Origin of the sequence: Rhodococcus sp. AD45-ID, assembly GCF_003023755.1 — a bacterium.
Classification (GTDB): Bacteria; Actinomycetota; Actinomycetes; order Mycobacteriales; family Mycobacteriaceae; genus Rhodococcus_F; species Rhodococcus_F globerula.
On sequence record NZ_PYHL01000003.1, the window covers coordinates 488,751 to 514,955 of the forward strand.

The following is a 26,205-nucleotide window of genomic DNA, read 5'->3' on the forward strand; positions in this document are numbered from 1 at the left end:
GGCGTGAGCGGTGTTTTCCGTCGCTAGTGTTGAGGGTATGGCTGATCGCGTATTGGTAACTCTCGACCATGAGGTGCTCGATGCTGACGCACCCTTTCTCCATGCTGACGACTTGGCTGTCGTGCGGGGCGACGGAGTATTCGAGACGTTGTTGGTTCGGGGTGGCCGAGCGCGGGTAGTCGAAGCTCACCTGAGCCGACTGGTTCTCAGCGCCGAGGCATTGGGTTTGCCTGCCCCGATACTGGACGACTGGCGTCTGGCGATCGAGATGGCCGTCGAGGAGTGGGGCAGCGAGAAGGAAGGCGCGTTGCGTCTCGTCCTGACGCGCGGGCGCGAGAGTGGGGACAAGCCGACGGCTTTCGTGATGGTCGGACCGGTGGCGGATCGGGTGCGGCAGGTGCGAGAAGCGGGTTTGTCGGTGATCACGCTCGAACGCGGATTCTCGGTGGATTTGTCGGCACGCGCGCCGTGGCAGTTGCTGGGAGCGAAGACGTTGTCCTACGCAACCAACATGGCTGCACTGCGCTACGCCGGCACTTTGGGGGCCGATGATGTGATCTTCGTCAGTTCGGAGGGCAATGTGTTGGAAGGGCCGCGTTCGACGGTGGTGGTCGTGCGGGACAGGACTTTGATCACACCGCCGCCCGCTCAGGGCATTTTGATGGGCACAACACAGCGTGCTCTGTTCGACGTCGCCAAGGGAGCTGGCTTCGACAGTCGTTACGAAACCCTGCGACCTGCGGACTTGATCGCAGCGGACGGTGTGTGGATGGTTTCGAGCGTCACGCTGGCGGCGCGCGTCACTACACTGGATGGCTTTGCTTTACCAGAGCCTAAAGTCGCTGCCGAATTCACGAAGTTGGTCGAACGGGCCGTCGACTAGAGAGCGGGGCCGAAATGGGCGAATAGGAATCCTCGACGGTCTCTACTACCTTGAGTAGTAGCAAAGTCCTGCGGTCCAAACCGGACAGCAGTACCGTGTCCGCAGGGGCCGAGCGAACGCCCGCGTCTCGAACCCCGAAGCCTGTCCCAGGGCCCTACTCTCGGAGTAGCCAATGGATACTTTGGACGTCTCCAGGTGGCAGTTCGGTATAACTACCGTCTACCACTTCATCTTTGTTCCGCTGACCATCGGATTGGCTCCGATGATCGCGATCATGCAAACCATGTGGGTCGTGACCAAAAAAGATCATTGGTACCGACTCACCAAGTTCTTCGGCAAGCTGTTCCTCATTAACTTTGCCATCGGCGTAGCTACCGGCATCGTGCAGGAATTCCAGTTCGGTATGAACTGGAGTGAGTACTCACGATTTGTCGGCGACGTCTTCGGTGCACCGCTGGCTCTCGAAGGTCTTGTGGCCTTCTTCATGGAGTCCGTATTCATCGGGCTGTGGATTTTCGGTTGGGGCAGGCTACCCAAACTTGTTCACCTGGCATGTATTTGGCTCGTGGCGATCGGCGTCAACGCGTCGGCGTTCTTCATCATCGCAGCCAACTCGTTCATGCAGCACCCTGTCGGAGCGGTGTACAACCCGGAGACGGGTCGTGCTGAGCTCACCAGCATCTGGGAGTTGTTGACCAACAACACCGCTCTTGCCGCATTCCCGCACGCAGTAGCAGGTGCCTTCCTGACTGCGGGAACCTTCGTCGCCGGCATCTGTGGTTGGTGGATGGTGCGAAACATGCGCCGCACCAAGACCGTCGGCCCAGCGGAGGCGACAAAGCTCGAAACCGATGCCAGGACGATGTACCGTCCCGGTGCCCGATTCGCGTTGCTGGTGATCATCATTGCCGGTATCGGCGTCATCTACACCGGCGACGTCCAAGGCAAGCTCATGTTCCAACAACAACCCATGAAGATGGCGTCGGCAGAGTCGCTGTGTGAGACCGAGATGGATCCGGATTTCTCACTCCTGACCATTGGAACTCACAACAACTGCGATAGCGTGACTCACGTAATCAAGGTGCCGTTCGTTCTTCCGTGGCTGGCCGAGGGCAAGTTCACCGGTGTGGAGCTTCAAGGCGTCAACCAGCTGCAGGAGCAGGCCGAGCAGGACTTCGGCCCCGGCAACTACCGTCCGAATCTCTTTGTCACGTACTGGTCATTCCGCGCGATGATCGGCCTCGCCGCCGGTTCCGCAGCCTTGGCACTTGCCGGTCTGTGGGTAACCCGCAGGGGTAGGGTACCGGACCAGAAGTGGTTCGGAATCCTGAGTCTCGTCGCGATTCCCATGCCGTTCCTCGCCAACAGTGCGGGCTGGATCTTCACCGAGATGGGCCGCCAGCCCTGGGTGGTGCATCCCAACCCGACCGGCGTGGACATGATCAGACTCACTGTCGACCAAGGTGTTTCGGACCACGCGTCGGCAACGGTCTGGGTCTCGTTGATCACCTTCACCCTCCTGTACGGCGCTTTGGGTGTCGTCTGGTTCAAGCTGATCGTGCGATACGCGAAGGAAGGCCCGTTGGAACACGACATGCATCCGCCGGGAGATACCGACCACGAAGAGCCGGAAGATCCGGACAAGCCCAAACAACTGTCGTTCGCGTACTAGGAGGCGATCATGGGACTTCAAGAAGTATGGTTCGTGCTCGTCGCAGTACTGTTCGTCGGCTACTTCGTCCTCGAAGGCTTCGATTTCGGTGTCGGAATGCTCATGCCGATTGTCGGCAGAGGCAGTGGCCTACCGGCAGATACGCGTCGACGCGTTGCGCTCAACACCATCGGCCCGGTCTGGGACGGCAACGAAGTGTGGCTCATCACGGCCGGTGGTGCGCTGTTCGCCGCGTTCCCCGAGTGGTACGCGACGTTGTTCTCCGGCTTCTACCTACCGCTGCTGATCATCCTGGTGGCCTTGATCGTTCGCATCGTTGCCATCGAGTGGCGAAGCAAGATCGACGACGACAAATGGCGTCAGCGTTGCGACTGGGGCATCATTTTCGGCTCCTGGGTTCCCGCAGTTCTGTGGGGCGTGGCATTCGCGAACATCGTTCGGGGCGTGGAGATCAATGCCGACAAGCAGGTCGTTTCAGGATTCTTCGATCTGCTCAACCCGTACGCATTGCTCGGCGGCCTGACCACTGCTCTGGTGTTCGCGCTGCACGGCGCAGTGTTCCTGGCACTCAAGAGCGCCGATGAGGTTCGCGAAGATGCGGTGAAAATTGCTGCCCGACTCGCGATTCCGGCGGTTCCGGTGGCCGGCGCATTTGTACTGTGGACCCAGCTTGCATACGGCAAGGGATGGACGTGGATTCTGGTTGCCGCTGCGGCAGCAGCATTGATCGGCGTTATCTTCCTGACCCGCGCTGAAATGGAAGGGTGGGCGTTCGTGCTCACCACGGTGGCCGTCATCGCGACCGTCGTGCTGCTGTTCGGCTCCCTGTTCCCGAATGTCATGCCGTCGACGCTGGATCCGGCGTACAGCTTGACCATCGAGAACGCGTCGTCGAGTCCGTACACGCTTAAGGTGATGACATGGGCCGCGGCGTTCATGACGCCGATCGTGATCATCTACCAGGGCTGGACGTACTGGGTATTCCGTCAACGCATCTCCACCAAGCAGATTCCACCGTCGATCGGGCTGAAGTTCAAAGCCAAGACGTGGTAAATCCGGCATCAGTGCCTCGAAAGAAGTGACGGTCGAATTCAAGTGACAATCGAGGTAGGCGACGTTCCCACCACTCGGGAGCGTCGCCGCGGACCGATCGATCCGCGCCTGTGGCGGCATTCAGCCTCTGCGCGTGGATATCTGATTCTGACAGTCGCCCTGTCGATGATCAACGTCGTGATGGTCATAGTCTCGGCGCTCATGATCGGCCGGGTGCTGGCCGGAGTCATCACCACCCGAACCGTCGATATTTCTTCGTGGACAACCGAACTCGGTGTCCTCGCAGGCGCTGTCGGGATTCGGATACTGGGAACCTGGCTGCAAGCGCGGTTTGCTCACCGCGCGTCGACCCGTGTGGTGGCCGAGATCAAGGAGGGTGTGCTCACGTCGGCGACGGCGATGAGTCCCCGCGATCTCGACCCACGTCGAGATGAAATCGCTACGGTACTCACCCGTGGTGTCGACGGTCTGGCTCCGTATCTGACGGGTTATCTGCCGTCGTTGATCCTGTCGGTGACTCTGACCCCGATCACGCTGATAGTTATTGCCCTGCAAGATATGACGTCGGCAGTGATCATCTTGATCACGTTGCCTTTGATTCCGATCTTCATGATCCTGATCGGATTGCTGACAAAGGGTAAGTCCGAGAAGACCCTGGCTGCGATGACAACCTTGTCGTCGCAATTGCTCGATCTCCTCTCGGGTTTACCCACGTTGCGAGCGCTCGGTCGCCAAGACGGTCCGGCCGAGCGGGTTCGGGAACTGGGCGATTCGCATCGCCGCACCACGATGTCCGCGCTGCGGGTCGCCTTCCTGTCGTCGATGGTGTTGGAATTCCTTGCAACGCTGAGTGTTGCGTTGGTTGCAGTCAGTATCGGCTTGCGGCTCGTGTACGGGGACATGTCGCTGGAGCCGGGCGTCGTTGCGTTGATTCTTGCCCCGGAGGTGTATCTGCCGTTGCGGATGGTGGGAATGCAATTTCACGCGGCCGAGGACGGAATGGCGGCTGCGGACAAAGCTTTCAGTGTCATCGAAGCGGACACCTCTGCACCCGTCGGCGGCGCAGTCGTGGTTGATGCGCGCGGCACGGACATCGTTTTCGACACGCTGAGCGTGAATTCGCGTGGTGGTGTTGCGCCGTACGAGCTTTCGGGAGTGATGCGGCCCGGTGCGATCACGGTGCTCACCGGAGCAAATGGTTCCGGCAAGTCGAGCGCGGCGCAGGCCCTGCTCGGGTTGATCGAACCCAGCGGTGGTTTTGTGAGCGTCGGCGGAACCGACGTTCGACAACTCGACGAGAATACGTGGTGGGCGCAGATCGCTTGGCTGCCGCAACATCCGGTCATGTTGCCGGGAACCGTTCGGGAAAACCTCCATCTCACCGGACCCATCGACTCCGATGCGCTTGCAAATTCTTCTGCGGCCACAGGGTTCGACGGAGTTCTTGCCGAACTGTCGTCAGGTCTCGATACCGTGGTGGGGGCCGGGGGTGTCGGTCTCTCGCTCGGGCAGCGGCAGCGGCTGGCACTGACACGTGTGCTGTCGTCCGATCGGCCCGTCCTTGTGCTGGACGAACCCACCGCCCACCTGGATGCGGATTCGGAAACTACGGTACTGGATGCATTGCGAGCGCGAGCGAAGGGCGGCGACACCGTCATAGTCATCGGACATCGCCCCAGCGTGCTTGCCGTCGCAGATCAGATCATCGAGGTGCACGCACATGAGAACTGACCACCGCGATCCGTTGCTGCGCGCACTGGGTCTCCTCGAACTGCAACCACGACGCGTACTCATCGCTGTCGCGGCCGGAGTGGCGACGCTCGGCAGTGCTCTGGCGTTGGCGGCGCTGTCGGCCTGGTTGATCACCAGGGCCTGGGAAATGCCGCCGGTACTGGATCTCAGCGTTGCTGTTGTCGCCGTGCGTGCTCTGGGTATCTCCCGGGGTGTATTCCGCTACTTGGAGCGTCTCACGACGCACGATGTTGCGCTGCGCGGGACAACGTCCGCGCGGGCCCGGATATACGCGCGTCTTGCAGCGGGTAACCCGGCTGCGGCCGCCGGCCTGCGCCGTGGCGACTTGCTTGCGCGTACCGGAGCCGACGTCGATGCAGTTGGTGATGTGGTGGTGAAAGCACTTGTCCCCATAGCTGTATCGGCTGTTCTTGCCGTTTCCGCCGTGGGCATCTTGATGTTCATCTCCGTGCCGGCGGCAATGGTCTTGGCGATCGCGCTCGCGGTCTCCGGAATCCTGGCTCCCTGGCTATCGGCCCGCGCTGCTCGAATTGCTGAATCCGACAGCTCTTCTGCTGCTGTGCGATTCAGTGCATCAGCGGTCACCGCGCTCGATCATTCTGCCGAGCTTCGAGTGGCGGGACGTTTGGACGCTGCCGTGTCCGACGCGGTGTCGGCCGAAGGCGACGTAGTCGATGCTACCGACCGCGCTGCGGTGCCGAGCGCATTTGCCGCTGCCGCAACACCTCTCGCAGTGGGAGTCAGCGTCCTGGCGTCGCTGCTCATCGGCATCGTGCTCTACGGGAATGCCGACATGACACCGATGGCACTGGGCATCCTGGTATTGCTCCCGCTCTCGGCGTTCGAGGGAACTGCGGCTCTGCCCACTGCTGCAGTGGCATTGACCAAAGCCCGGTTGGCGTCGGCGCGAATCATGGCGGTACTCGACCGCGCAGACGAGGAGATCGCAGAGGGCGACAACGTGTGGCCCGAGTCGGATGTCCTGACAGTCGACGGACTCTGCGCTGGGTGGCCTGGAGGCAACGTCACCGCGCCACTCACGTTCGACGTGCGTCCCGGCGCGCGGATCGCGTTGATCGGCCAAAGCGGATCAGGAAAGACAACGGCCCTGATGACGATGGCGGGGCTCCTCCCACCGGTATCGGGGACAATTTCCGCTGGCGGCGTTCCGATTTCAGAGATCGAACCAGCAGAGCTTCGCCGACACATCGGGTTCTTCGCAGAAGACGCACATCTCTTCGAGACCTCCGTGCTCGAAAATCTGCGAGTAGCGCGCGGCGATCTCACGCCTACCGCCGCGGCGACAGTACTCGGTGACGTCGGCCTGGGGGAGTGGCTCGCTCACCTGCCCGACGGACTCGACACCGTTCTCGTCGGCGGCATGCGAGCAGTCTCAGGCGGCGAGCGTCGGCGTTTGCTGCTGGCCCGGGCAGTCGTCTCACCCGCGCAAATCCTGCTGCTCGACGAACCAACCGAACACATGGATGCCGAAGCCGGCGCGGAGGTGCTGCGTGAACTGCTCGGACGAGACGGCACTCTGCTGGCTCCGCATCGGACCGTCGTGGTCGTCACCCATCAACTTCCGGAACACACTGGAGCTGACCAGGTGATATGCGTCGGAAATATTTCGGCGGAAAATAGATTGCCGTCGCGGTGAAGTGGGCGTACTTTCTCCTGTACACAAGGAAGGAGGTGGTCTGAAATTGAAGTACAGACGGACGCGTGAGGTGGCTGCCAGCTAGCCGCAATCGCTGACGGAATTCACTTACCGCAGGAGCGGCCGGCGAATCCCGGGCAGCCACCCGACCCCCGAGCCCCCGATCAGTCCGACCGGGACCCACGCGAAAGCGTGGGTATGGCTCGGGGGTCGCTTCGTGCGGTGGGCAGCAGTTAGCCGATGTAGCGGGTGAGCCGCGCCGAGTAGCGCGGTTCGAGCGCGCCGTCCGCGAGGATTCGCTCCTCGACGTATGCGAGGTCGCCACCTTCGACGATGCCGTAAAGGCGCTTTGCGCCGCCGTACAGTGCACCGGACTGGCTGCGGATCACGACGTCGGTCGCGAGCTCCCACGAGGACTGGGTGAGCGCGGTTCCGTAGTACATTTCGACGACGCCTGAGCTGTGGGTGAGGAGTAGTTCGACTACTTCCTCGTTCACGCTGCCGGGGATGCCGTCGCCGCCCATGCGCCAGTAGCCGCTTTCGCGCGTGTCTGGCTTGGTGTAGTTGCCCTCGGCGTCGAGAACCCAGGATCGGGATTCCCAGCACAGGTAGGGGCCACCGTCGTGGGAGATGACGATTTGTTGTCCGAAGGGGTAGTCGCCCGTTCCCGGATCATGGCCCTCGCCTTCGCCGCGCCAGACGCCGACAAGCGGCAGCAGGGCCAGAAGGGCGGGATTGATGTCCGGGCCGAGTCGCAGATTTGCGGTGTCCTCGGGGACCGGGAGATCCGGGAGAGTGGGAATGTTGAGTGAAGCTGTCGACTTGGAACGTTCGACAGCTATTGCGACTGCCTCATCCCCGCTTCCGCGCCTGATGGCACCTGAAGCGGTGGAATCGTCAGCTGTCGCGTCAGACCCTGATCCCGGAGCTTGACTCACGATTCGTCGGTGACCAAACGGTAAACGACGTACACGGAGAACCAAGCGATCATGACGGATGCGAGTGCGAGAAGTACCTCGAAGAAGATGACCACGTGCCTATCTTAGACGGCCTCGACCTGCCGGAAAAATCGGGAGGCTGTGACAAATCAAACGACAAGAAAAGGTCCCGCATCCTCCTGGGATGCGGGACCTTTGCCGGTGAGTCCGGAACTTACTTGCTGACCGTGACATCCACGTTGTGGACGCCCGATGTTTCGGGGTTCACGGCGCTTGTGCCGTTGCCGGAGCTGGAGAGTGCGCGCACAGTCCAGGATCCGGGGGCGGCGAAGAAACGGAAGTCGCCGGTAGCGGACGCGACGACCTCGGCGGTGAATTCGTCGGAGCCGTCGAGCAAGCGCACGAATGCGCCGCCGATGGGCTGGCCGTCAGCCGCGAGGACACGGCCGGTGATGACGGTTTCCTTCTCGACGTCGACGCCGGCAGGCAGGGTCTGACCCTGAGTAGGTGCTCCGCACATGTTCTATGCTCCCAATTCGATCGGTGCGCCGACGAGTGAGCCGTATTCGACCCAGCTGCCGTCGTAGTTCTTGACGTTGCTCTTGCCGAGGATTTCCTGCAGTACGAACCAGGTGTGGCTCGAACGCTCACCGATGCGGCAGTAGGCAATGGTGTTCTTGGTGTCGTCGAAGCCCTTGTCCGCGTAGAGCTTTGCAAGGTCGTCGTCGGACTTGAAGGTGCCGTCTTCGTTAGCGGTGGTGCTCCACGGGATGTTGATCGCTGTGGGGACATGGCCACGCTGCTGAGCCTGCTCCTGCGGAAGGTGCGCGGGTGCGAGGATCTTGCCGGAGAACTCGTCGGGGCTGCGGACGTCGACGAGGTTGACGGAGCCGATGGAGGAGATGACCTCGTCGCGGAATGCGCGGATCGAGAAGTCGGGTGCCTCGGCCTTGTACTGCGTTGCGGGACGGGTTACTTCGTCCTTGGACAGCTCGCGCCCGTCGAGTTCCCACTTCTTGCGGCCACCGTCGATGAGCTTGATGTCCTTGTGGCCGTACAGCTTGAAGTACCAGTAGGCGTAAGCGGCGAACCAGTTGTTGTTGCCACCGTAGAGGACAACGGTGTCGTCGTTGGCGATTCCCTTGGCCGAGAGGAGGTCTGAGAACTGCTCCTGGTTCAGGAAGTCACGGCGGACGCTGTCCTGGAGGTCCTTGCGCCAGTCGAGCCGGACTGCACCTTCGATGTGGCCGCCGTCGTATGCACTGGTGTCCTCGTCCACCTCGACAAAAACGGTCTTGGGGGCGTTGAGGTTCTGCTGCGCCCAGTCGGCGGAGACTAGGACGTCGGAGCGAGCCATGGTGTTCCTTTCGATGTGGTCGTGCTCGATATGGTCTTGCGGGGGTATGTGTCCGGTGGGGTCACCGGTGATGCGCTTTCACGCGGTGGTTGCTCTTCCGATTGTGCGGAATCGCGTTACGAGTGGGTAGATCTGGCAGCCGAGGCAGATGCCGAAGGCTGCGTTCAGAAGAGCAGCGAACAGGGCAAATCCTGTGGCGACTGTGCCGACGACGGTGGATCCGGCAAGGAATCCGACGGTCCCGGCGAGCGCGAAGACAAAGCCGACGAACTGTGCGAAGCGCAACGGCGCAACAGGTTCACGTTCGCGCACGGGTGAGATGCGAGGGGCGACGAGTTTGCCGAAGATCAGTCCGTACGGGCTGCGCTTGGGTCCGGTGACGGCGCCGATCGCGAAGACTATTGCCTGCAGTGCCAACAGTGCGGTGGCGGCGGGCAGAGAGAATGTTGAAAGGATCAGTGTCAGAACAAGTATCGCGGTGGTGATCCACGCGGCGAACCGCGGACCGCGCACGTCGACCTGCTCGGATTGCGAAGTGGTGGTGGACATCGGGTGTGCTCCTGCGTTGGTTGCATGGTGCCTGCCTGGGCCGAGAATTTCAGGCTTCAGGCTCGGAGATATGTGGGCTGGAAGGCCCGTTATCGGCGAGAGTGATCACGTGAGCGAAAGGCTCGAATCTCAGCGAAGGCTGAGCGCTGGGTGATCAGCAACAAGAACAGCAACAACCACCGAGGCGGCACAGGTCTACTGCGCGGCGTCGGGTGAGCATGAGCTCGTGGCGGGTTTGCACGGTTGGGAGTTTACCCTGCAGACGGCGAATTTGGGGTACCGGGTGTTGAGAAGGGCGCGAGCGCGCTTGTGAGGTCCGCGGTGGACGGCACCCCGGACACTCGGAATCGTTCCACCAGGTCGCGGTCGAGGATAAAGGTGGTCGGCAACGACAGGACGCTCATCTCACGCGCAAGCGCCGGGTTCTTGTCGATGTCGAGTTCAACGTCGACGGGTGGATGAGGGGCGTTTGCCATTGTGGTCACCACCTGATCGACGACGCGGCGGACGGCGCTGCACGGACCACACCAGTCTGCGGAGAAATGCAGGACGACTGGTCCGGAGCCGGGCGCTATACCTGCTGCGGCGAGGAGTTCGATGCGGCTGCCGACGGCTTCGGAGGTACCCGAGCCGCTGGCTCGAACGGCTCCGCTGCGTGATTTGAGGAGCAGTCCGACCGCGACAACGGCGACGAGGGCGATGAGTAGAACTGTGATACCGGTCATTGGTTCTGCAGATCTGCGAGGTTGATGACTGTGTTTTCCGTGCTGCCTTCGATCACTATGCGACCGCCTTCTGCGTATACGAGGCTCGGCTTCAGATTGAAGGGAAGTGACTGTGGATCGATGGTGTAGCTGAACATGCCGAGGACGATCGGCTCGAGAACCGCCGGGATCGAGAAGTTCGCTTCGCCTTCGGGGCCGAAGTAGAGATTGCTTGCCACGATCTTGACCTGATCTCCCTCGAGCACGAGGTTGGCCTGAACGCTGACCGCGGTGTCGATGGGGCCGACGGGGACCGTTCCGCTCAGAACGATCGCGCCCGCGGTGCTCGCCCCGGTACCGCCGCTGCCGCCCGTACCGTCGGACTTGTCGGCAGGAGGAGAGGAAACCTGCAGGTCAGGTATATCGAGGAGCTTGCCGAGGTCCGTGGCGTTGATGCCCATTCTGCCGTCGAGCTTGTCGACGGGAAGTTCGGTCACCCTGCCGTTGACCAGGTCCGAGAACGGGACGGTGACGCCCCGCAGATCCGCTTCGACGGTGACTTCGCCGACGATGTTGCTCTGGACTCCGGTTGCCCGGATGTAGACGTCTTCGTACTTGCCGCCCAGCGCTTGCGTGAGGAACGGGAAGCCGTTGAACGTGACTTCGGGGTCGGCATCGAGTGATGCGCCGGCTCGTAGCTCGCGGGAAACTCGGTATTCCGCGTACGCGGCGGCACCGAAATCGGCGACCAGTCCGAGGCCGAGGAGGAAGACGATGCCGATGATCAGTTTGCGCACAGCACCATTGTGACGGACTCCGTCGTAGGTTCGGTGCGACGGTCCCAACGGCGCGCACGCTAATGTAGGGACCGACCAAAAGGGTCGAACTACCAGAGCGTCGCCCTGTCCGGGGTGCGCGGGCTACTAGATAGGAGGCCGTGTGGAGCTGCTTCTCCTCACCTCCGACCCCAACCCGGATGCAGTTCTTCCGGCGTTGGCGCTGCTGGCGCACTCGGTTAGGCCTGCTCCCACTGAGGTTTCGTCGCTGCTCGAGGCAAGTTCGGCCGACATCGCGTTGGTCGACGCACGCACCGATCTGGCTGCCGCACGAGGGTTGTGTCGATTGCTGGGAAGTACGGGATCTGCCGTGCCGGTCGTGGCTGTCCTGACCGAGGGCGGGCTTGTTGCCGTCAACGCGGACTGGGGGTTGGACGACATTCTCCTGCCCGGTACGGGACCCGCTGAGGTGGACGCCCGATTGCGGTTGTTGCTCGCCCGCAGTGGCGGCGTTGCCAGTCCCGAAGCGTCAGGAAAGATCACGCTGGGCGAATTGGTTATCGACGAGGGGACGTACACGGCACGACTGCGTGGACGGCCCCTTGATTTGACTTACAAGGAATTCGAACTGCTCAAGTACCTCGCGCAGCATGCGGGACGGGTGTTCACTCGTGCGCAGTTGTTGCAAGAGGTGTGGGGTTACGACTTCTTCGGTGGCACCCGGACCGTGGATGTTCACGTGCGTCGGTTGCGGGCCAAGCTCGGCACCGAATACGAATCCTTGATCGGTACAGTCCGAAATGTCGGATACAAGGCGGTTCGCCCGACGCGTTCCAAGAACGGGGCTGCGGCGCCGATTCGATTCGAGGACGACGATGTCGATTACGAGGCTGCAGACGGATCGGTGTTGTGACATGAGTTGGAGCGATGTGCTGACGCCGGATCAGGCTCGGCAGGTGTCGGGACTTGTCGACCGTGCAACGGAATTCGACGGCAAGGCGCCGGTTTCCGAGCAGGGTCGGCACGCGATTGCCGGCCGTGGTCAGGCTCGGCACCTCGTGATCCTCGACGACGGTGTCGTCGTCGGATACGCCCAACTGCAAGCCGGTTCGGACGAGCACCCGGACATGGCGGAACTCGTCGTGGATCCTGCTCACAGGCGGCAAGGTATCGGAACTGGCCTTGCCGCTTCGGTTTTCGACGAAGGCCGACCGGGAACGCGAGTCTGGGCGCACGGAAACATCGACGCGGCAGTGGAGTTCGCCAAGAGTCTGGATCTGGTCAGTGTTCGTGAACTCCTCCAGTTGCGCAGACCACTCGGTGCTCCGCAGCTTCCGGAAATTGTTGTTCCGGAAGGTGTTTCGCTGAGGACGTACCGCGGCCGCGAAGACGATTCCGAGATCTTGCGGGTCAACAACGCCGCATTCTCGTGGCATCCCGAGCAAGGTGGCTGGACGCAAGCGGAGATCGATGAGCGAACCGCCGAGGGGTGGTTCGATCCCGCCGGGTTGTTTCTGGCGTTTGCGGACACCGATCCGAACACGCTTCTGGGGTTTCACTGGACCAAGGTTCATCCGCCCGAGGGCGACGAACCGGAGCTCGGTGAGGTGTACGTCGTCGGTATCGATCCGGCGGCGCAGGGACGCGGGCTCGGTCGGGTTCTGACGCTCGCCGGCATGCACTACCTGCGTGAGCGGGGTCTCGATACGGTTCTCCTGTACGTCGAGGGAGACAACACGGCAGCCCTCAACACGTACGAGAAACTGGGCTTCGAAAAGTTCCACACCGACATGGCCTATGCCCGAAATTCCTGACTTTCTCGGACGACTCGAATAAATCTCCGGTCTGTTCATGCTCCGTTCACTTTGTGTGGTCCAGCCGGACACCGCGCCCCCCTACTTTTCTCTATGGGCAGCGCCGCGCTGCCTGATGCAGTAATGCGCTGCATCTCATGTCGCCGCCTGATCGTGGGCCCGGCGGTAGCTATTTCCGGAGGACCGAAGGTGAATTTCAAGCGCAGTGGTGCTCTGCTCGGCGTAGTGGCCGTGGGTGCTATGACCTTGGCAGCATGTGGCAGCGACAACAACGCATCGTCGAGTGGTGTGGACACATCCGCTTCGACTGCAACATGTGAAGGCAAGGAAAAGATCTCTGCGGCTGGTTCATCGGCGCAGAAGAACGCGATGGATCAGTTCGTCGCCACGTACATCGCTGTCTGCCAGGAAAAGGGCAAGACGGTCAACGTTGCTTACAACCCCAGTGGTTCGGGTGACGGCCGCACCCAGTTCATCGCCGGCCAGATCGACTTCGCCGGCTCCGACTCGGCGATCAAGGACGAGCAGGCGGACAAGGCCAAGGAGCGTTGCGTCGGCGGCGAAGCCTGGAACCTTCCCCTCGTTTTCGGTCCGATCGCGGTGGCCTTCAACCTCGACGGCGTCGACAACCTCGTGCTCAATGCCGAGGTTCTTGCCAAGATCTTCAACGGCGGCATCACCAACTGGAACGATCCGGCCATCGCTGCCCTCAATCCGGACGCGAAGCTTCCCGATCTGAAGGTCACGCCCGTGATCCGCTCCGATTCCTCGGGAACCACGGACAACTTCCAGAAGTACCTCGAGGCAGCATCGAACGGTGCATGGACCTCGGGTGCCGGTTCTGACTTCACCGGTGGCGTCGGTGAGGGCGCCAAGGGTTCGGCCGGAGTCGCTCAGGCAGTTTCGACGGCACCGGGCTCCATCACCTACGTCGAGAAGTCGTTTGCCGATCAGAACAAGCTGTCGATGGCCGAGATCAACACGGGCACCGAAGCTGTTGCACTGACCAATGACACTGCTGCCGCGTCGATCTCCGGCGCGAAGTTCAAGTCGGACGCTACCGGCGACCTTACGCTCGACCTCGCGTCGATCTTCAAGACCAACGAAGCCGGCGCCTACCCGCTGGTTCTCGCGACGTACTCCATCGTCTGCTCCAAGGGCTACGACGCCGATACGTCTGCCGCTGTGAAGTCGTTCCTGACGAGTGCCGCGAACGAGGGACAGGCCAACCTTGCCGAGCAGGGTTACGTCCCGCTGCCGGCAAACGTGCAGGACCGTCTGAACGCGTCGATCTCAGCCATCGGCTGATTCGACCGCGGACTCGTACGGACAAGCCCATGGATCTACATTCAAACGTGAAGGAATGTGAGCGCACATGAGCGACGCGCCCATCACATCAGCATCTCGTTCCTCCGGCTCCGCAACCAGCGGAGCCGGGGTGGGCGGTCCGAACGGCATCACGGAGGACACGATTACTTCCATCAAGGCTTCAGAAGTCGAGCAGCCACCGAAGGACGACGGTCCGGCCGGCGGTAGCAGCAAGACCGTGACCCGACCGGGTGACCGCATCTTCAGTTCGCTGGCTTCGGGTTCGGCCATCTTCATCACCGTTGTCATCGCGGCGATCGGTGCCTTCCTGATCTGGCGCGCCGTCCCTGCGTTGAGCCGCAACCAGGTCAACTTCCTGACCAGCCGTGAATGGGTCACGCAGGACATCAACGCGATGGCGTTCGGTGTTCTCGACCTCTTCCAGGTCACGGTCCTGGTGTCGCTGTTCGCTCTGGTGCTGGCGATGCCGATCGCGCTCGGTATCGCGATCTTCCTGACGTCGTACTCGCCTAAGTGGCTCACGCGTCCGCTGTCCTACACGATCGACCTGCTCGCGGCAGTCCCGTCCATCGTCTACGGACTCTGGGGCCTGCTCGTGTTCGCTCCGGCGATCACTCCGGTTGCCGTGTGGCTCAACGACACTCTCGGCTGGTTCCCCCTCTTCGCCGACGGCAGCGGTTCCATCACCGGCGGCGGCACCATCTTCACCGCCGGCATCGTGCTGGCCGTCATGATTCTTCCCGTCATCACCGCGGTGACCCGCGAGGTGTTCATCCAGACCCCGCGCTCGCAGATCGAAGCCGCACTCGCGCTCGGTGCGACCCGTTGGGAAGTTGTGCGCACCACCGTCATTCCGTTCGGTAGGTCCGGCTACATCAGCGGATCGATGCTCGGTCTCGGCCGCGCACTCGGTGAGACCATGGCCCTGTACCTGATCCTGCGCACCACCTCGCAGGCATTCGGCTGGTCTCTGTTCGACGGCGGATCGACCATCGCCTCCAAGATTGCCCTCGGTTACGCGGAGTTCAACAACGACATCCAAGCGGGTGCGTACATCGCAGCCGGTCTGGTGCTGTTCGTCCTGACCTTCGTGGTCAACGCTGCTGCCCGCGCCGTGATCGCCGGAAAGAAGGACTGACCCATGAGCACCACTCTGGACCGCCCGGTCAAGGCGCCCACCTTCCAAGGCGTCGGAGCAAAGCGTCGGGCCACGGACGTCACTGCGACGATCCTGGTCAGCCTCGCCGTTCTGGTTGCCCTCATTCCGTTGGTCTGGGTGCTCTACACGGTGATCGCAAAGGGCCTGCCCGCGTTGACGTCTGCGACCTGGTTCACGAACTCGATGAGCGGCCTGACAGCGTCGGCGTCCGGTGGCGGTGTCTATCACGCACTGGTCGGCACCTTGATGCAAGGCGTTGTGTGCGCGGTCTTCTCGATCCCGCTCGGAATCTTTGTTGCCATCTACCTGGTGGAGTACGCGGACCGTAAGTCCAAGCTCGGCAAGCTCACGACCTTCATGGTCGACATCCTCAGCGGTGTTCCGTCCATCGTGGCCGCGCTGTTCATCTACGCACTGTGGATCGCGACGTTCGGATTCCCCAAGTCGGCATTTGCCGTCTCGCTCGCGCTGGTGCTGCTGATGGTCCCGGTCGTCATCCGATCCACCGAGGAAATGCTTCGCATCGTCCCCATGGACCTGCGTGAGGCGTCGTACGCACTCGGTGTTCCCAAGTGGAAGACCATCTCGAAAATCGTTCTGCCGACGGCACTTCCCGGCATCATCACCGGCGTCATGCTGGCCCTGGCCCGCGTACTCGGTGAGACCGCGCCGCTGCTGATCCTCGTCGGCTATGCACCGTTCATCAACTTCGACCTGTTCAACGGCGAAATGGGCACGCTGCCTTCGCTTATGGTCGCCGAGATGAACAACCCGACCGACGCCGGCACCAACCGCATCTGGGGTGCCGCCCTGACTTTGATCCTGCTGATCGCGATTCTCAACATCGTCGCCAAGCTGATCGGTCACTTCTCACAGGTCCGCAGCAAGTGACGCGGCCACAGAACATGTTTGTACTCGACAGCATTAACAACTCAGTAGGGAGCCGGTAATGGCCAAGCGTCTGGATCTCAAGGACGTCAACATCTACTACGGCAAGTTCCACGCCGTTGCCGATGTCGGCCTCTCCGTCCCACCTCGGAGCGTCACCGCGTTCATCGGTCCTTCCGGTTGCGGTAAGTCGACCGTGCTCCGGTCCCTCAATCGCATGCACGAGGTCATTCCCGGTGCGCGCGTCGAAGGTTCCGTGTTGCTCGACGGTGAGGACATCTACGGCTCCAACGTCGATCCGGTCGGCGTTCGCAAGACCATCGGCATGGTGTTCCAGCGACCCAACCCGTTCCCGACCATGTCCATCAAGGACAACGTCGTCGCCGGGTTGAAGTTGCAGGGTGAGCGCAACAAGAAGCGCCTCGACGAGGTTGCCGAGCGGTCCCTGCGTGGAGCCAACCTGTGGAACGAGGTCAAGGATCGCCTCGACAAGCCCGGTGGAGGACTCTCAGGCGGCCAGCAGCAGCGTCTGTGCATCGCGCGGGCCATCGCGGTCTCGCCCGACGTCCTGCTCATGGACGAGCCGTGCTCGGCTCTCGACCCCATCTCGACTTTGGCGATCGAAGACTTGATCACCGAACTCAAGAAGGACTTCACCATCGTCATCGTCACGCACAACATGCAGCAAGCTGCTCGCGTGAGTGATCAGACCGCGTTCTTCAACCTAGAGGCAACCGGCAAGCCGGGTCAGCTCGTCGAGATCGACGACACCGAGAAGATCTTCTCCAACCCGACGCAGAAGGCAACTGAGGACTACATCTCGGGCCGCTTCGGATAAACCGCTTCGGATAGACACTGCACGACCATGTTTCACCCCCGTTTCCAACAGGAGACGGGGGTGAAACTTTTTGGTGGTGGTGATAGTTCCCACTTCGGCCCGCAGCGCTGAGCATCGTTGGGCGCGCGAATAATTCGATGAGCAGCGCAAGTGCGTCCATCGGGCGGCGGAGTGGCCGACAGTGTGAATCTCGTAGATACTGGCGACGCTTCGGGCAATGCTAATCTCGCCCAACAGTGTGCTGTCGAATCTGCGTCGTCAGCACAGTGCCAGATCATTTTTCGTTCCACAACCGGAAGGGCTAGTCAGTGCACCTCACCCCTTCAGATACCGAAAAGCTGCTGTTGAGCGTTGCGGGCATGGTCGCTCGCGATCGACGCGAGCGCGGGGTACTTCTGAATTACCCCGAAGCGATGGCGCTGATCTCGTGTTGGATTCTCGAGCGGGCGCGTGACGGTATGACGGTTGCGGAACTGATGAACGCCGGTCGCCAGGTGCTCACGCGCGACGACGTCATGGAAGGGGTACCCGAAATGATTGCAAATATCCAGGTGGAGGCCACTTTTCCGGATGGTCGCAAGCTGGTCACCGTGACGGAGCCCATCCGATGATTCCCGGCGAAGTGCGGGTGTCTTCCGAACCGCTCGAGTTCGGCGCAGATGCTCACAGGATCACGCTTGTTGTCGTCAACGACGGTGATCGACCTATCCAGATCGGATCGCATCTGCACCTTCCGGCGGCCAACCCGGCGCTGACATTCGATCGCAAAGCGGCCGACGGGTTTCGGCTCGATATTCCGTCCGGGACCTCGGTGCGTTTCGAGCCCGGAGTCTCTCGCACGGTGACGCTGATCGAACTCGGTGGACTCAAGCGAGTTCCCGGCCTGCAGATCGGATCCGGCGACCAACTGCCCACCCATGCGCGCGAACCCAAACCGGTGTTGCCGTTCGGGACACCGGGCGTCGAGGTGGAGGAACCGCTTCGGGCGTCGTCGGTGAATGTTCGCATCAGTGACATCGCGGCCACGGATGGCGCAGTAGCGACAGACGAAGCAGCGCAGAGTGACGACACAGACGAGGTGACCGCGTAGTGAGCACGATGGATCGGCGTGGATACGCGTCGCTGTTCGGCCCCACCGCGGGCGACCAGATCCGGTTGGCAGATACCGACATCTGGATCGAGATCGAACACGACTACACCGCAACCGGCGACGAAATGGTGTTCGGCGGTGGCAAGAGCATCCGTGAATCCATGGGGCAGGGCACAACCACCCGGGATCAGGGCGCACTCGACGTGGTCATCACCAATGCGGTGATTCTCGATCACTGGGGAATTGTCCGGGCAGACGTCGGAATTCGTGACGGCCGCATCGTGGCGATCGGGAAGTCGGGTAACCCCGACATCATGAACGGCGTGCATCCCAAGCTGCTCATCGGGCCCAGCACCGACGTGATCGCCGGGGAGGGAAGGATTCTCACCGCCGGGGCGATCGATACGCACGTTCATATTCTCAGTGAGATCGAGATGCTGGAAGCGCTCGCCACCGGCACGACAACAATTGCCGGCGGTGGCACCGGACCGACCGAGGCCACCAAGGCCACGACGGTCACGCCCGGCGCCTGGTCGCTCACGATGATGCACCGCGCGCTCGACCACATTCCGCTCAACGTGCTGCTCCTGGGCAAGGGCAGCACCGTCAGCCACGAGGCGCTTCGTCAGGAAGCGCTCGCCGGGGCCGGCGGATTCAAGGTGCACGAGGACTGGGGTTCCACCCCCGCCGCGATCGACGCAGCCTTGCGCGCTGCCGACGAATTCGGTCTCCAGGTGGCACTCCATGCCGACAGCCTCAACGAAACCGGCTACGTACAGCACACTTTGGACGCTATCGCCGGTCGAGGCATTCACGTATTCCACGCTGAAGGCGCAGGCGGTGGGCACGCTCCCGACATTATCGTGACGGCCGGTGAAGCGAATGTTCTTCCGGCATCGACCAATCCGACGTTGCCGCACACCGTCAACACGGTTGCCGAGCATCTCGACATGCTCATCGTGTGCCACGCGCTCAACCCCCGGGTGCCGGAGGATCTTGCGTTCGCAGAGTCTCGTATCCGCCCGACAACCATTGCGGCAGAGGATTTCCTGCACGATATCGGCGCAATCTCCATCACGTCGTCCGACGCTCAGGCCATGGGCCGGATCGGTGAGGTAACCCTGCGAACCTGGCAGGTAGCGCACGTGATGAAGGCGCAGCACGGCAAGCTGGGCTCGTCGATGCCCGCCGACAACGAGCGTGCCCGTCGATACGTCGCGAAATACACGATCTGCCCCGCAGTGGCGCACGGTATCGATCACGAAATCGGCTCGGTCGAGGCCGGAAAAATGGCCGACCTGGTCCTGTGGGATCCCGCATTCTTCGGGGTGCGTCCGGCCGCGGTCATCAAGGGTGGCGCGATAGTCGCTGCGCCGCTGGGAGATCCCAATGCCGCGATTCCGACGCCTCAGCCGGTGTTCGTGCGTCCCGCGATGGCGTCCGCACCGGGTTCGGCTCCACACCTGTCCACAACCTTCGTCTCGCCGATGGCAATCGAGGACGGGTTGGCAGGCCGACTCGGGCTCACTCGCACGCTCACCGCGATCCGCCCGACGCGTCATCTCACCAAAGCCGACATGCCGAACAACACGGCACTACCGTCCATCGACGTCGATCCGGAGACCTTTGCCATCAAGGTCGACGGTGATCTGATCCAACCCAATCCCGTCGATGTAGTGCCGATGGCTCAGCGCTACATGCTGTTCTGATGCCCGGTGCGAGTTGAGATGATGTCCGCCGAGATAGCGTCGATGCTCCTGGCCGACGGGCGTCTGCCTACCGGTGGGCACGCGCACTCGTCCGGGCTGGAACCGGCATTGGCGGCCGGGCTGCACCAAAGTCAGGTTCCGGATTTCATTCGAGGTCGACTCGAGACGGTCGGACTGGTCGAAGCCGCTGCAACGGTGATCACGCGGCGCTGGGCCGTAAGTGAGGGTAGTGCAGACGAACTCGAGGCCATCTCGAACGAATTGCTCGCTCGCACGCCCAGCGCGCCGCTGCGTGAGGCGTCCATCCAGCTCGGACGTGGGCTGGCCAGGTTGGCGTCGCGGTTGTGGCCGGGGCACCCCGCGGTGAAACTCCTCATGGCGCTACCGGGACATCCGATGCGGCCGTTGGCATTGGGAGTGTTCACCGCCGTCTCCGGCATGGACGATCTGGCGGCGGCGCGATCTTGCCTGTACGACGACGCGCAAACCGTCGCATCGGCGGCACTGAAACTACTGCCGGTGGATCCGGCAGAACCGGTCGAATGGCTGCTGCGGGCAGCCCCGACCATCGAGACCGTCGCCGCGGCAGCCGTCGCGGTCGAGAGTGCCTCGGCTATACCTGCAACAACAGGACCGTTGGTCGAACAATGGTCACTAGAACACCACGCTCGATCCAGGAGGATTTTCCGTGCTTGACAATCTGAACACAACCACCGATACCGCAACTGCTGCAAGAGGTTTGAGGCTCGGTGTTGCCGGCCCGGTCGGCACTGGCAAAAGCACCCTGATCGCCACCATCTGCCGCGAGCTCGCGTCGGAGTTCGAGATCGCGGTTGTCACCAACGACATCTACACCGATGAGGACGCGCGACTGTTGCGCGCCGCAAACGTCCTGCCGATCGAGCGCATCGTCGCAGTCGAGACCGGGGCGTGCCCGCACACGGCGATCCGTGACGACGTGACACCCAATCTGATTGCGGTGGAAGACCTCGAGCGCGAATTTCATCCCCTCGACATGGTGATCGTGGAGAGCGGCGGCGACAACCTCACTGCGACGTTCAGTCCCGCACTCGTCGATGCGCAGATTTTCTGCATCGATGTTGCCGGCGGCGGCGATGTCGCGCGTAAGGGTGGACCCGGAATCGAGCGCGCAGATCTGTTGGTGGTCAACAAGATCGACCTGGCTCCGTATGTCGACGTCGATGCCGTTCAAATGGTTGCCGATGCAACAGCAGCACGCGACGGACTGCCCGTCCTCGCGCTCAGCCAGAAGGACCACGCCACGATCGATCAGCTCAGCGCGTGGCTGCGCAAGGTCATCGCGGCTCACCGCGAGGGCAATCATGTGCCCCAGGACCCGGGACCGATGGCACCGCACTTCCACGCCGATGAAGAAGACCACGACCACGACCACGGACACGGTCACGGGCACAGTCACTCTCACGCTCACTGATGACTGCGGGAGCTACGCGGGTCGTCGTCGAGCGAGTGGGCGGCACCGCTGTTGCCAAAGAGTTGATCTCCGGGGATTTCCTGGCGCCACGCCTGGTGAGTGCTCACGGGTTGCACGTGCGCGTTGCCCTGGTAGGACACAGCGCGACACTGTTGGCCGGTGACAACCTACGCATCGAGTTCGACGTGGCGCCGGGAGCGTTCCTCGAGGTGCTCGAGCCGTCCGGCACCGTGGCGTACAACGCCCGCGGCGGTCACGCATCGTGGACGGCTTCGGCGACGGTGGGTGCCGGCGGCGCTTTGGTATGGCGAGCGGCGCCCTTCGTGGTAGCCGGCGGCGCGGATGTCGCTCGGCGAATTGACATTTCGCTGCAGCCGGACGCGGTTGCCCTGCTCGACGAGATGGTGGTGTTCGGCCGTACCGGTGAGATCGGTGGTGCACTGCGTTCGGATCAGCGCATCACCGTCGACGGGACACCGCTTCTGGTGGAAACCCTGGACTTGCGTAGTGTTCCCGATCGTTCCCGTCCCGGTGTTCTGGGAGGACATCGGGTTATCGGCACCACCATGTTGCTGGGGATGAAGACCTCGGACGCAGCCGAGGGGCATGTGAGCCCCCTGGCCGGTCCGGGCATGCTGGCCCGGGCTGTTGCAGACCAGGCGCATGAGGTGTCTGCGGCCTTGGACCACATCAGCTCGGATTGGCGTGCACGCGTGGCGAGTCGGTTCACGGAGAACTAGATTCCTGCCGTGACGTAAGACTCCCCGCGACACTCTCACACCTGGAGGCCGTTGTCGTCCAAGATGAGGAGAGGCGAACGTCGAGGAGACATCATGCGGATAGCAGTGCTCGGTGGGACAGGTTTGATGGGCAAGCTCGTAGTTGCGGAAGCCGAGGCGGCAGGCCACGACGTGGTGATCGCGGCCCGCTCGACCGGCGTCGATATCAGCACTGGTGCCGGGCTGGCCGGAGCTCTCGCGGGTGTCGACGCGGTTGTCGATGTCAGTGACCACGTCACCAACAGTGCAAAGAAGGCCGTCGCATTCTTCGAGGCCGCGGCGCAGAACATTGCCGCAGCAGAGAATGCGGCAGGAGTGAAGCACCATGTTGTGCTCTCGATCGTCAACTGTGACGATCCGCGATTGAAGGCATTCGGGTACTACCAGGGTAAGGCTGCGCAGGAACGCGCAGTCAGCGCGTCGGGCATCCCGTTCACGATTCTGCGATCCGCGCAGTGGTTCGAGTTCGGCGAGAAGACGGTGTCGCTCATGGGTTTCGGCCCGTTGGCCCTCGTACCGCGGATGAGATCGAAGCCCGTCGCTGCCAAGACCGTTGCGAAGGCGTTGGTGCAGGCAGCGGAGAAGGGGCCGTCGGGTCGCGCTGCTGATCTCGCCGGTCCGGAAGTCCTCGAGATCCCGGAGATGACGAGGAAAATACTGCGCCGTCGAGGCACGCGGAAGTTGCTGATCCCGGTATCCATGCCAGGAGCAGGCAAGGCAATGCGCAGCGGTGCTCTCCTGCCAGGAGCGGACTCGATCAGCGCCGGGCCGACGTTGGACGAATGGCTGGGTTCTCACTGAAGATGTACAACAGAAAGGCGGCCACGCACATGCGCGGCCGCCTTCTGCTCGTGACGAGGAGTGGTTACAGATCCGGGTAGGCGGTCAGTTTGTCGACCTTTTCGGTGGATTCAGGCTCTTCGGGCAGCTTGCCGGTAACGAGGAAGATCACTCGGCGTCCGACCTCGACAGCGTGGTCTGCAAAGCGCTCGTAGAAGCGGCCGAGCAAGGTGATGTCGACGGCGGCCGCAACCCCGTACTTCCAGTCGCGATCCATGAGGACCGTGAACAGGTGACGGTGCAGGTCGTCCATCGCCTCGTCCTCTTCGCGCAGACGGGCCGCACGCTCGGGATCACGGGTCTCGAGGACTTCCTTTGCCGCGGCACCGATACTGACGGCGATGCGGCCCATCTCGGCGAAGTAGCCGTTGACGACCTCGGGGAGGACGTGGTTGGGATGGCGACGACGCGCAATCTTGGCGACATGCAGGGCAAGGGCGCCCATGCGGTCGATATCGGCGACGATCTGGATTCCGCTGACGACGGAGCGGAGATCGCCGGCAACGGGAGCCTGCAAGGCGAGCAGCGCGAAGGCGCGCTCCTCGCAAAGGGTGCTGAGTTCGGTGATCCGGTCGTGTTCGCCGATCACCTGCTCGGCCAGGGTCAGGTCTGCTTGGAGCAGTGACTGGGTGGCTCGCTCCATGGCGGTGCCTGCCAGTCCTGCCATCTCGCCGAGCAAGTCTGCAAGCTCGGTCATCTGTTCGTTGTAAGCCACGCGCATGAGGTCAGAGCCTACGTGCAGTGAAAGACCAAGTCACAAGCGACAGGTGAACGCAAGGTGAATGATCACCGCAGCGTCGTGCGAAATGATTACCGCAGCGTCAGATGCAGATGATCACCGCAGCGTCAGATGCAGGCTGTGTCTCCGGCGTTGACTGAGGCAATGTCGGAGGGCAGTGACGTCGACACGCTGGTGTCCACCGATGACGGTTCTGCGGACAACGAGGTTCCTGGATCTGCCGGTGCGACCACTGTGCCGGAAAAATCGCTGCCGATGACAAGTTCGACCATGTCGCCCATGCTCGGAGTGAGGACGAGTACGGCTCCGGGAATTGCGGATGCGACGGTGGCGGCCTCGGCTTCGTAACCGGCCGCATACCGCACCACAGTCGCCGAGGCCTGGACATTGGCCAGTCCCGTCGCTGCGCTGAAATTACCGATTGTGGAGATCTGGAATCCGTACGCTGCAAGTTGGTCGGCGGCGGTGGCAGCCTGACCGGAAACGCCTGACGCGTTCGAAACATCGATGTAGATGTTGTACGGACTCATTGCCGACACGAGTGTTGCCTCGGGCACCGGCGTCGTGGCGGTGGATGGCGCTGAGCTGGTCGATGTCTTGTCGGTATCTGTGTCACGCTCTTCGCCCGGGAGCGGCTCGTCGTCGATGATTGCCTGGAACAGCGCTTTGATTTCGTCGGTCCGGGGGATTTCATTGCCCCAGTCGTTGGTGCCGTCGGTGGGCACGGTCAGGAAGGTGACGGCGCCCGCATCGACGTTCTGCAATGATCGACCCAGCGTGACCAGGGATTTTGTATCGATGTTCTCGACAAACGTGTCCTGCGTGAATGCGTTGATGAACCCGTTGAGCTTGCTGGGATTGAGCAGCACATTGTTGGACAGTGCCGAGCGCAGCAGCGCGGACAGGAACTTCTGTTGCCGCGTGATGCGCCCGTAGTCGCCGTTGCCCTCGGCTTCGACGTGCCTGGCGCGGACGTAGTTCAGCGCGGTCCGGCCGTCGAGTACCTGGTTTCCGCTGTTTGCGAGGACAGTGCCCAGAATGCCGTCTTCGATCGGAACCGGGGTGCAGATGTTGACCCCGCCAACTGTGTCGACCATGCTCTCGAATCCGGCGAAGTCCATGCCGACGAAGTGGCCGATCTTGAGTCCGGACATTTTCTGGATGACCTTGACCAGACACTTCGGGCCACCCAGGGCGTAGGTCGCGTTGAGTTTGTCGCCAGAGGCGGCGGGGAAGGACTCGCTGGTGTACGTCCCGGAACTGTTGTCCCAGCCCTGGCAGACCGGCCGGTCGACGTCGAGGTCGCGGGGAAACGAGACGGCGACGACGCGGCTGCGGTCGGCGGGGATGTTGACCAGCATCACGGTGTCGGCCCGGGCGCCTTCGGCGTCCTCGACGGTGCCGGCGCCGATCTCACCACTTGCGCCGGCCCTGGTATCGGTGCCGACGATCAGATAGGTTTCGTCGCCGAGCTGGCCGCCCGCGTCGACGATGTCGTCGGAGTTGGTGTCGAGCGCAGCGATCTGCTCGAACTTTCCTTCGGTGGTGCGAAGGTAGCCCCAGACGACACCGGTCATGGTCAGTGACATCACGGCAAGAAATGCGACCGCGGATCGGCTGATCGTCTTCATACGCTGGCGGCGTCGAATCTTGTTCAGCGCAAGCCGACTACCACCGGTTTCGCTGACGACACGCGGAGAAGCGGAGGATGGCGGGTCGCTGCTGATCCATTCGGCCGCGGCCGGTGCGATCGGTGGGGGAGGTAGCGGCTTTTCGGGGGGCAGCGGTTTGTCGGGGGGCCTGACGGGAGGCCTCGAGTCAACAGGTGGCGCTGCCGGGCTGCTCTTTTTCGGGGCCGGCGGTTCGACTACACGCTGGCCGGCTGTATCGCCGACTCGCTGGACGAGTTCTGCGACGGAGATGCTGTCGCTCGGTGGTGCGTCACGTCGACCGAATCGGCCGAAGCGTTCACTGCCCCGACGCTCTGACGGCGGGGCGTCGGACTGTGTCGCGCCAGTGGGTTCGGGTTTAGACGAACGACGATTGCGGTATCGCTGATCTGCGAGGGGGCGCTCCCACGGGGCGCGGCTTTCGGGCGAAGGCGGGCCCGAGTCGTGATCATCACCCACCGATGCAACCTGTCTCGTCGTTGACTGCCGATACGGACAGTGCGTCTCTTGTCGTGCGCCGTCCAACTGCTGTTGACGAAGCTGGAGCCATATTACT

General features: G+C 62.3%; 27 protein-coding genes. 18 read left to right on the forward strand and 9 right to left on the reverse strand.

Annotated features, from left to right (window positions below; translation table 11 throughout):
* Positions 1 to 37 precede the first annotated feature (37 nt).
* The 5 genes from C7T36_RS26380 to cydC all read left to right on the forward strand — a co-directional run bounded on the left by C7T36_RS26380 (position 38) and on the right by cydC (position 7,017).
* Positions 38 to 883: an aminodeoxychorismate lyase gene (locus C7T36_RS26380; RefSeq protein ID WP_045068801.1), complete on the forward strand. Its 846-nt coding sequence runs from the start codon at positions 38 to 40 to the stop codon at positions 881 to 883.
* Positions 884 to 1,055: 172 nt separating this feature from the next.
* Positions 1,056 to 2,555 (forward strand): cytochrome ubiquinol oxidase subunit I, encoded by a 1,500-nt coding sequence (locus C7T36_RS26385; RefSeq protein WP_033233955.1) that lies wholly within the window; start codon positions 1,056 to 1,058, stop codon positions 2,553 to 2,555.
* A 9-nt stretch (positions 2,556 to 2,564) separates the two neighbouring features.
* Positions 2,565 to 3,608, forward strand: a complete 1,044-nt coding sequence (cydB, locus tag C7T36_RS26390; RefSeq protein ID WP_033233956.1) for a cytochrome d ubiquinol oxidase subunit II — start codon at positions 2,565 to 2,567, stop codon at positions 3,606 to 3,608.
* Positions 3,609 to 3,650: 42 nt separating this feature from the next.
* Entirely contained in the window at positions 3,651 to 5,339 is a 1,689-nt protein-coding gene (gene cydD, locus C7T36_RS26395) for a thiol reductant ABC exporter subunit CydD (protein WP_045068804.1), read from the forward strand.
* On the forward strand, positions 5,329 to 7,017 hold the full coding sequence (gene cydC, locus C7T36_RS26400) for a thiol reductant ABC exporter subunit CydC (protein ID WP_045068807.1): 1,689 nt from the start codon (positions 5,329 to 5,331) through the stop codon (positions 7,015 to 7,017). Before cydD ends, cydC begins: the two co-directional genes overlap by 11 nt.
* A 233-nt stretch (positions 7,018 to 7,250) precedes the next feature.
* Here cydC and C7T36_RS26405 read toward each other — a convergent pair whose 3' ends face one another.
* From C7T36_RS26405 to C7T36_RS26430, 7 genes are all read right to left on the reverse strand, one after another.
* A complete protein-coding gene (locus tag C7T36_RS26405) occupies positions 7,251 to 7,892 on the reverse strand; it encodes an FABP family protein (RefSeq protein WP_181317518.1) in 642 nt (213 codons plus the stop codon).
* A 277-nt stretch (positions 7,893 to 8,169) separates the two neighbouring features.
* Positions 8,170 to 8,475 carry a DUF1416 domain-containing protein gene (locus tag C7T36_RS26410; RefSeq protein WP_033233959.1) on the reverse strand — a complete coding sequence of 102 codons (306 nt, stop codon included), beginning with the start codon at positions 8,473 to 8,475 and terminating at the stop codon, positions 8,170 to 8,172.
* A 3-nt stretch (positions 8,476 to 8,478) separates the two neighbouring features.
* On the reverse strand, positions 8,479 to 9,312 hold the full coding sequence (locus C7T36_RS26415) for a sulfurtransferase (RefSeq protein WP_045068818.1): 834 nt from the start codon (positions 9,310 to 9,312) through the stop codon (positions 8,479 to 8,481).
* 78 nt (positions 9,313 to 9,390) lie between these two features.
* Positions 9,391 to 9,861, reverse strand: a complete 471-nt coding sequence (locus C7T36_RS26420; protein WP_045068819.1) for a DUF4395 domain-containing protein — start codon at positions 9,859 to 9,861, stop codon at positions 9,391 to 9,393.
* Between the two features lie 154 nt (positions 9,862 to 10,015).
* Entirely contained in the window at positions 10,016 to 10,102 is an 87-nt protein-coding gene (locus C7T36_RS30835) for a putative leader peptide (protein ID WP_353805918.1), read from the reverse strand.
* Positions 10,103 to 10,112: 10 nt separating this feature from the next.
* The gene (locus C7T36_RS26425; RefSeq protein ID WP_033233962.1) at positions 10,113 to 10,586 is read right to left on the reverse strand and encodes a thioredoxin family protein; all 474 of its coding nucleotides are present in this window, start codon (positions 10,584 to 10,586) and stop codon (positions 10,113 to 10,115) included.
* The gene (locus C7T36_RS26430; RefSeq protein WP_045068822.1) at positions 10,583 to 11,362 is read right to left on the reverse strand and encodes an LmeA family phospholipid-binding protein; all 780 of its coding nucleotides are present in this window, start codon (positions 11,360 to 11,362) and stop codon (positions 10,583 to 10,585) included. The genes C7T36_RS26425 and C7T36_RS26430 overlap by 4 nt, the downstream gene beginning before the upstream one ends.
* Positions 11,363 to 11,504: 142 nt before the next feature.
* On the opposite strand from C7T36_RS26430, the gene C7T36_RS26435 reads away from it, so the two are divergent.
* From C7T36_RS26435 to C7T36_RS26495, 13 genes are all read left to right on the forward strand, one after another.
* A complete protein-coding gene (locus C7T36_RS26435) occupies positions 11,505 to 12,254 on the forward strand; it encodes a response regulator transcription factor (RefSeq protein WP_033233964.1) in 750 nt (249 codons plus the stop codon).
* 1 nt (position 12,255) lies between these two features.
* Entirely contained in the window at positions 12,256 to 13,155 is a 900-nt protein-coding gene (gene mshD, locus C7T36_RS26440) for a mycothiol synthase (RefSeq protein ID WP_033233965.1), read from the forward strand.
* Positions 13,156 to 13,344: 189 nt separating this feature from the next.
* The gene (gene pstS, locus C7T36_RS26445; RefSeq protein WP_033233966.1) at positions 13,345 to 14,463 is read left to right on the forward strand and encodes a phosphate ABC transporter substrate-binding protein PstS; all 1,119 of its coding nucleotides are present in this window, start codon (positions 13,345 to 13,347) and stop codon (positions 14,461 to 14,463) included.
* Positions 14,464 to 14,530: 67 nt separating this feature from the next.
* Positions 14,531 to 15,622 (forward strand): phosphate ABC transporter permease subunit PstC, encoded by a 1,092-nt coding sequence (gene pstC, locus C7T36_RS26450; protein ID WP_045068825.1) that lies wholly within the window; start codon positions 14,531 to 14,533, stop codon positions 15,620 to 15,622.
* A gap of 3 nt (positions 15,623 to 15,625) precedes the next feature.
* A complete protein-coding gene (pstA, locus tag C7T36_RS26455; protein ID WP_033233968.1) occupies positions 15,626 to 16,534 on the forward strand; it encodes a phosphate ABC transporter permease PstA in 909 nt (302 codons plus the stop codon).
* A gap of 58 nt (positions 16,535 to 16,592) precedes the next feature.
* The gene (gene pstB / locus C7T36_RS26460; RefSeq protein ID WP_033233969.1) at positions 16,593 to 17,369 is read left to right on the forward strand and encodes a phosphate ABC transporter ATP-binding protein PstB; all 777 of its coding nucleotides are present in this window, start codon (positions 16,593 to 16,595) and stop codon (positions 17,367 to 17,369) included.
* Positions 17,370 to 17,677: 308 nt separating this feature from the next.
* Entirely contained in the window at positions 17,678 to 17,980 is a 303-nt protein-coding gene (locus C7T36_RS26465; protein ID WP_033233970.1) for an urease subunit gamma, read from the forward strand.
* Positions 17,977 to 18,459 (forward strand): urease subunit beta, encoded by a 483-nt coding sequence (gene ureB, locus C7T36_RS30725; protein ID WP_045068827.1) that lies wholly within the window; start codon positions 17,977 to 17,979, stop codon positions 18,457 to 18,459. Before C7T36_RS26465 ends, ureB begins: the two co-directional genes overlap by 4 nt.
* Positions 18,459 to 20,168, forward strand: a complete 1,710-nt coding sequence (locus C7T36_RS26475; protein ID WP_033233971.1) for an urease subunit alpha — start codon at positions 18,459 to 18,461, stop codon at positions 20,166 to 20,168. The genes ureB and C7T36_RS26475 overlap by 1 nt, the downstream gene beginning before the upstream one ends.
* 6 nt (positions 20,169 to 20,174) lie before the next feature.
* A complete protein-coding gene (locus C7T36_RS26480; RefSeq protein ID WP_084702919.1) occupies positions 20,175 to 20,864 on the forward strand; it encodes an urease accessory protein UreF in 690 nt (229 codons plus the stop codon).
* A complete protein-coding gene (gene ureG, locus C7T36_RS26485; protein WP_045068829.1) occupies positions 20,857 to 21,621 on the forward strand; it encodes an urease accessory protein UreG in 765 nt (254 codons plus the stop codon). Before C7T36_RS26480 ends, ureG begins: the two co-directional genes overlap by 8 nt.
* Positions 21,621 to 22,361: an urease accessory protein UreD gene (locus C7T36_RS26490; RefSeq protein WP_045068830.1), complete on the forward strand. Its 741-nt coding sequence runs from the start codon at positions 21,621 to 21,623 to the stop codon at positions 22,359 to 22,361. Before ureG ends, C7T36_RS26490 begins: the two co-directional genes overlap by 1 nt.
* A gap of 93 nt (positions 22,362 to 22,454) precedes the next feature.
* Complete coding sequence (locus tag C7T36_RS26495; protein WP_045068832.1) at positions 22,455 to 23,201, forward strand: SDR family oxidoreductase; 747 nt, start codon at positions 22,455 to 22,457, stop codon at positions 23,199 to 23,201.
* 64 nt (positions 23,202 to 23,265) lie between these two features.
* Here C7T36_RS26495 and phoU read toward each other — a convergent pair whose 3' ends face one another.
* Both phoU and C7T36_RS26505 read right to left on the reverse strand, forming a co-directional pair.
* Positions 23,266 to 23,961: a phosphate signaling complex protein PhoU gene (phoU, locus tag C7T36_RS26500; protein ID WP_033233978.1), complete on the reverse strand. Its 696-nt coding sequence runs from the start codon at positions 23,959 to 23,961 to the stop codon at positions 23,266 to 23,268.
* Positions 23,962 to 24,086: 125 nt separating this feature from the next.
* Positions 24,087 to 26,108: an LCP family protein gene (locus tag C7T36_RS26505; protein WP_045068833.1), complete on the reverse strand. Its 2,022-nt coding sequence runs from the start codon at positions 26,106 to 26,108 to the stop codon at positions 24,087 to 24,089.
* Positions 26,109 to 26,205: the final 97 nt, after the last annotated feature.

Coding starts and splice junctions, on each gene's coding strand:
- cydC (WP_045068807.1), top strand. CDS start 5,329: ATGAGAACTGACCACCGCGATCCGTTGCTGCGCGCACTGGGTCTCCTC.
- pstB (WP_033233969.1), top strand. CDS start 16,593: ATGGCCAAGCGTCTGGATCTCAAGGACGTCAACATCTACTACGGCAAG.
- C7T36_RS26385 (WP_033233955.1), top strand. CDS start 1,056: ATGGATACTTTGGACGTCTCCAGGTGGCAGTTCGGTATAACTACCGTC.
- phoU (WP_033233978.1), bottom strand. CDS start 23,961: ATGCGCGTGGCTTACAACGAACAGATGACCGAGCTTGCAGACTTGCTC.
- mshD (WP_033233965.1), top strand. CDS start 12,256: ATGAGTTGGAGCGATGTGCTGACGCCGGATCAGGCTCGGCAGGTGTCG.
- C7T36_RS26490 (WP_045068830.1), top strand. CDS start 21,621: ATGACTGCGGGAGCTACGCGGGTCGTCGTCGAGCGAGTGGGCGGCACC.
- pstC (WP_045068825.1), top strand. CDS start 14,531: ATGAGCGACGCGCCCATCACATCAGCATCTCGTTCCTCCGGCTCCGCA.
- C7T36_RS26410 (WP_033233959.1), bottom strand. CDS start 8,475: ATGTGCGGAGCACCTACTCAGGGTCAGACCCTGCCTGCCGGCGTCGAC.
- cydB (WP_033233956.1), top strand. CDS start 2,565: ATGGGACTTCAAGAAGTATGGTTCGTGCTCGTCGCAGTACTGTTCGTC.
- pstA (WP_033233968.1), top strand. CDS start 15,626: ATGAGCACCACTCTGGACCGCCCGGTCAAGGCGCCCACCTTCCAAGGC.
- C7T36_RS26420 (WP_045068819.1), bottom strand. CDS start 9,861: ATGTCCACCACCACTTCGCAATCCGAGCAGGTCGACGTGCGCGGTCCG.
- C7T36_RS26425 (WP_033233962.1), bottom strand. CDS start 10,586: ATGACCGGTATCACAGTTCTACTCATCGCCCTCGTCGCCGTTGTCGCG.
- ureB (WP_045068827.1), top strand. CDS start 17,977: ATGATTCCCGGCGAAGTGCGGGTGTCTTCCGAACCGCTCGAGTTCGGC.
- C7T36_RS26415 (WP_045068818.1), bottom strand. CDS start 9,312: ATGGCTCGCTCCGACGTCCTAGTCTCCGCCGACTGGGCGCAGCAGAAC.
- C7T36_RS26380 (WP_045068801.1), top strand. CDS start 38: ATGGCTGATCGCGTATTGGTAACTCTCGACCATGAGGTGCTCGATGCT.
- C7T36_RS26495 (WP_045068832.1), top strand. CDS start 22,455: ATGCGGATAGCAGTGCTCGGTGGGACAGGTTTGATGGGCAAGCTCGTA.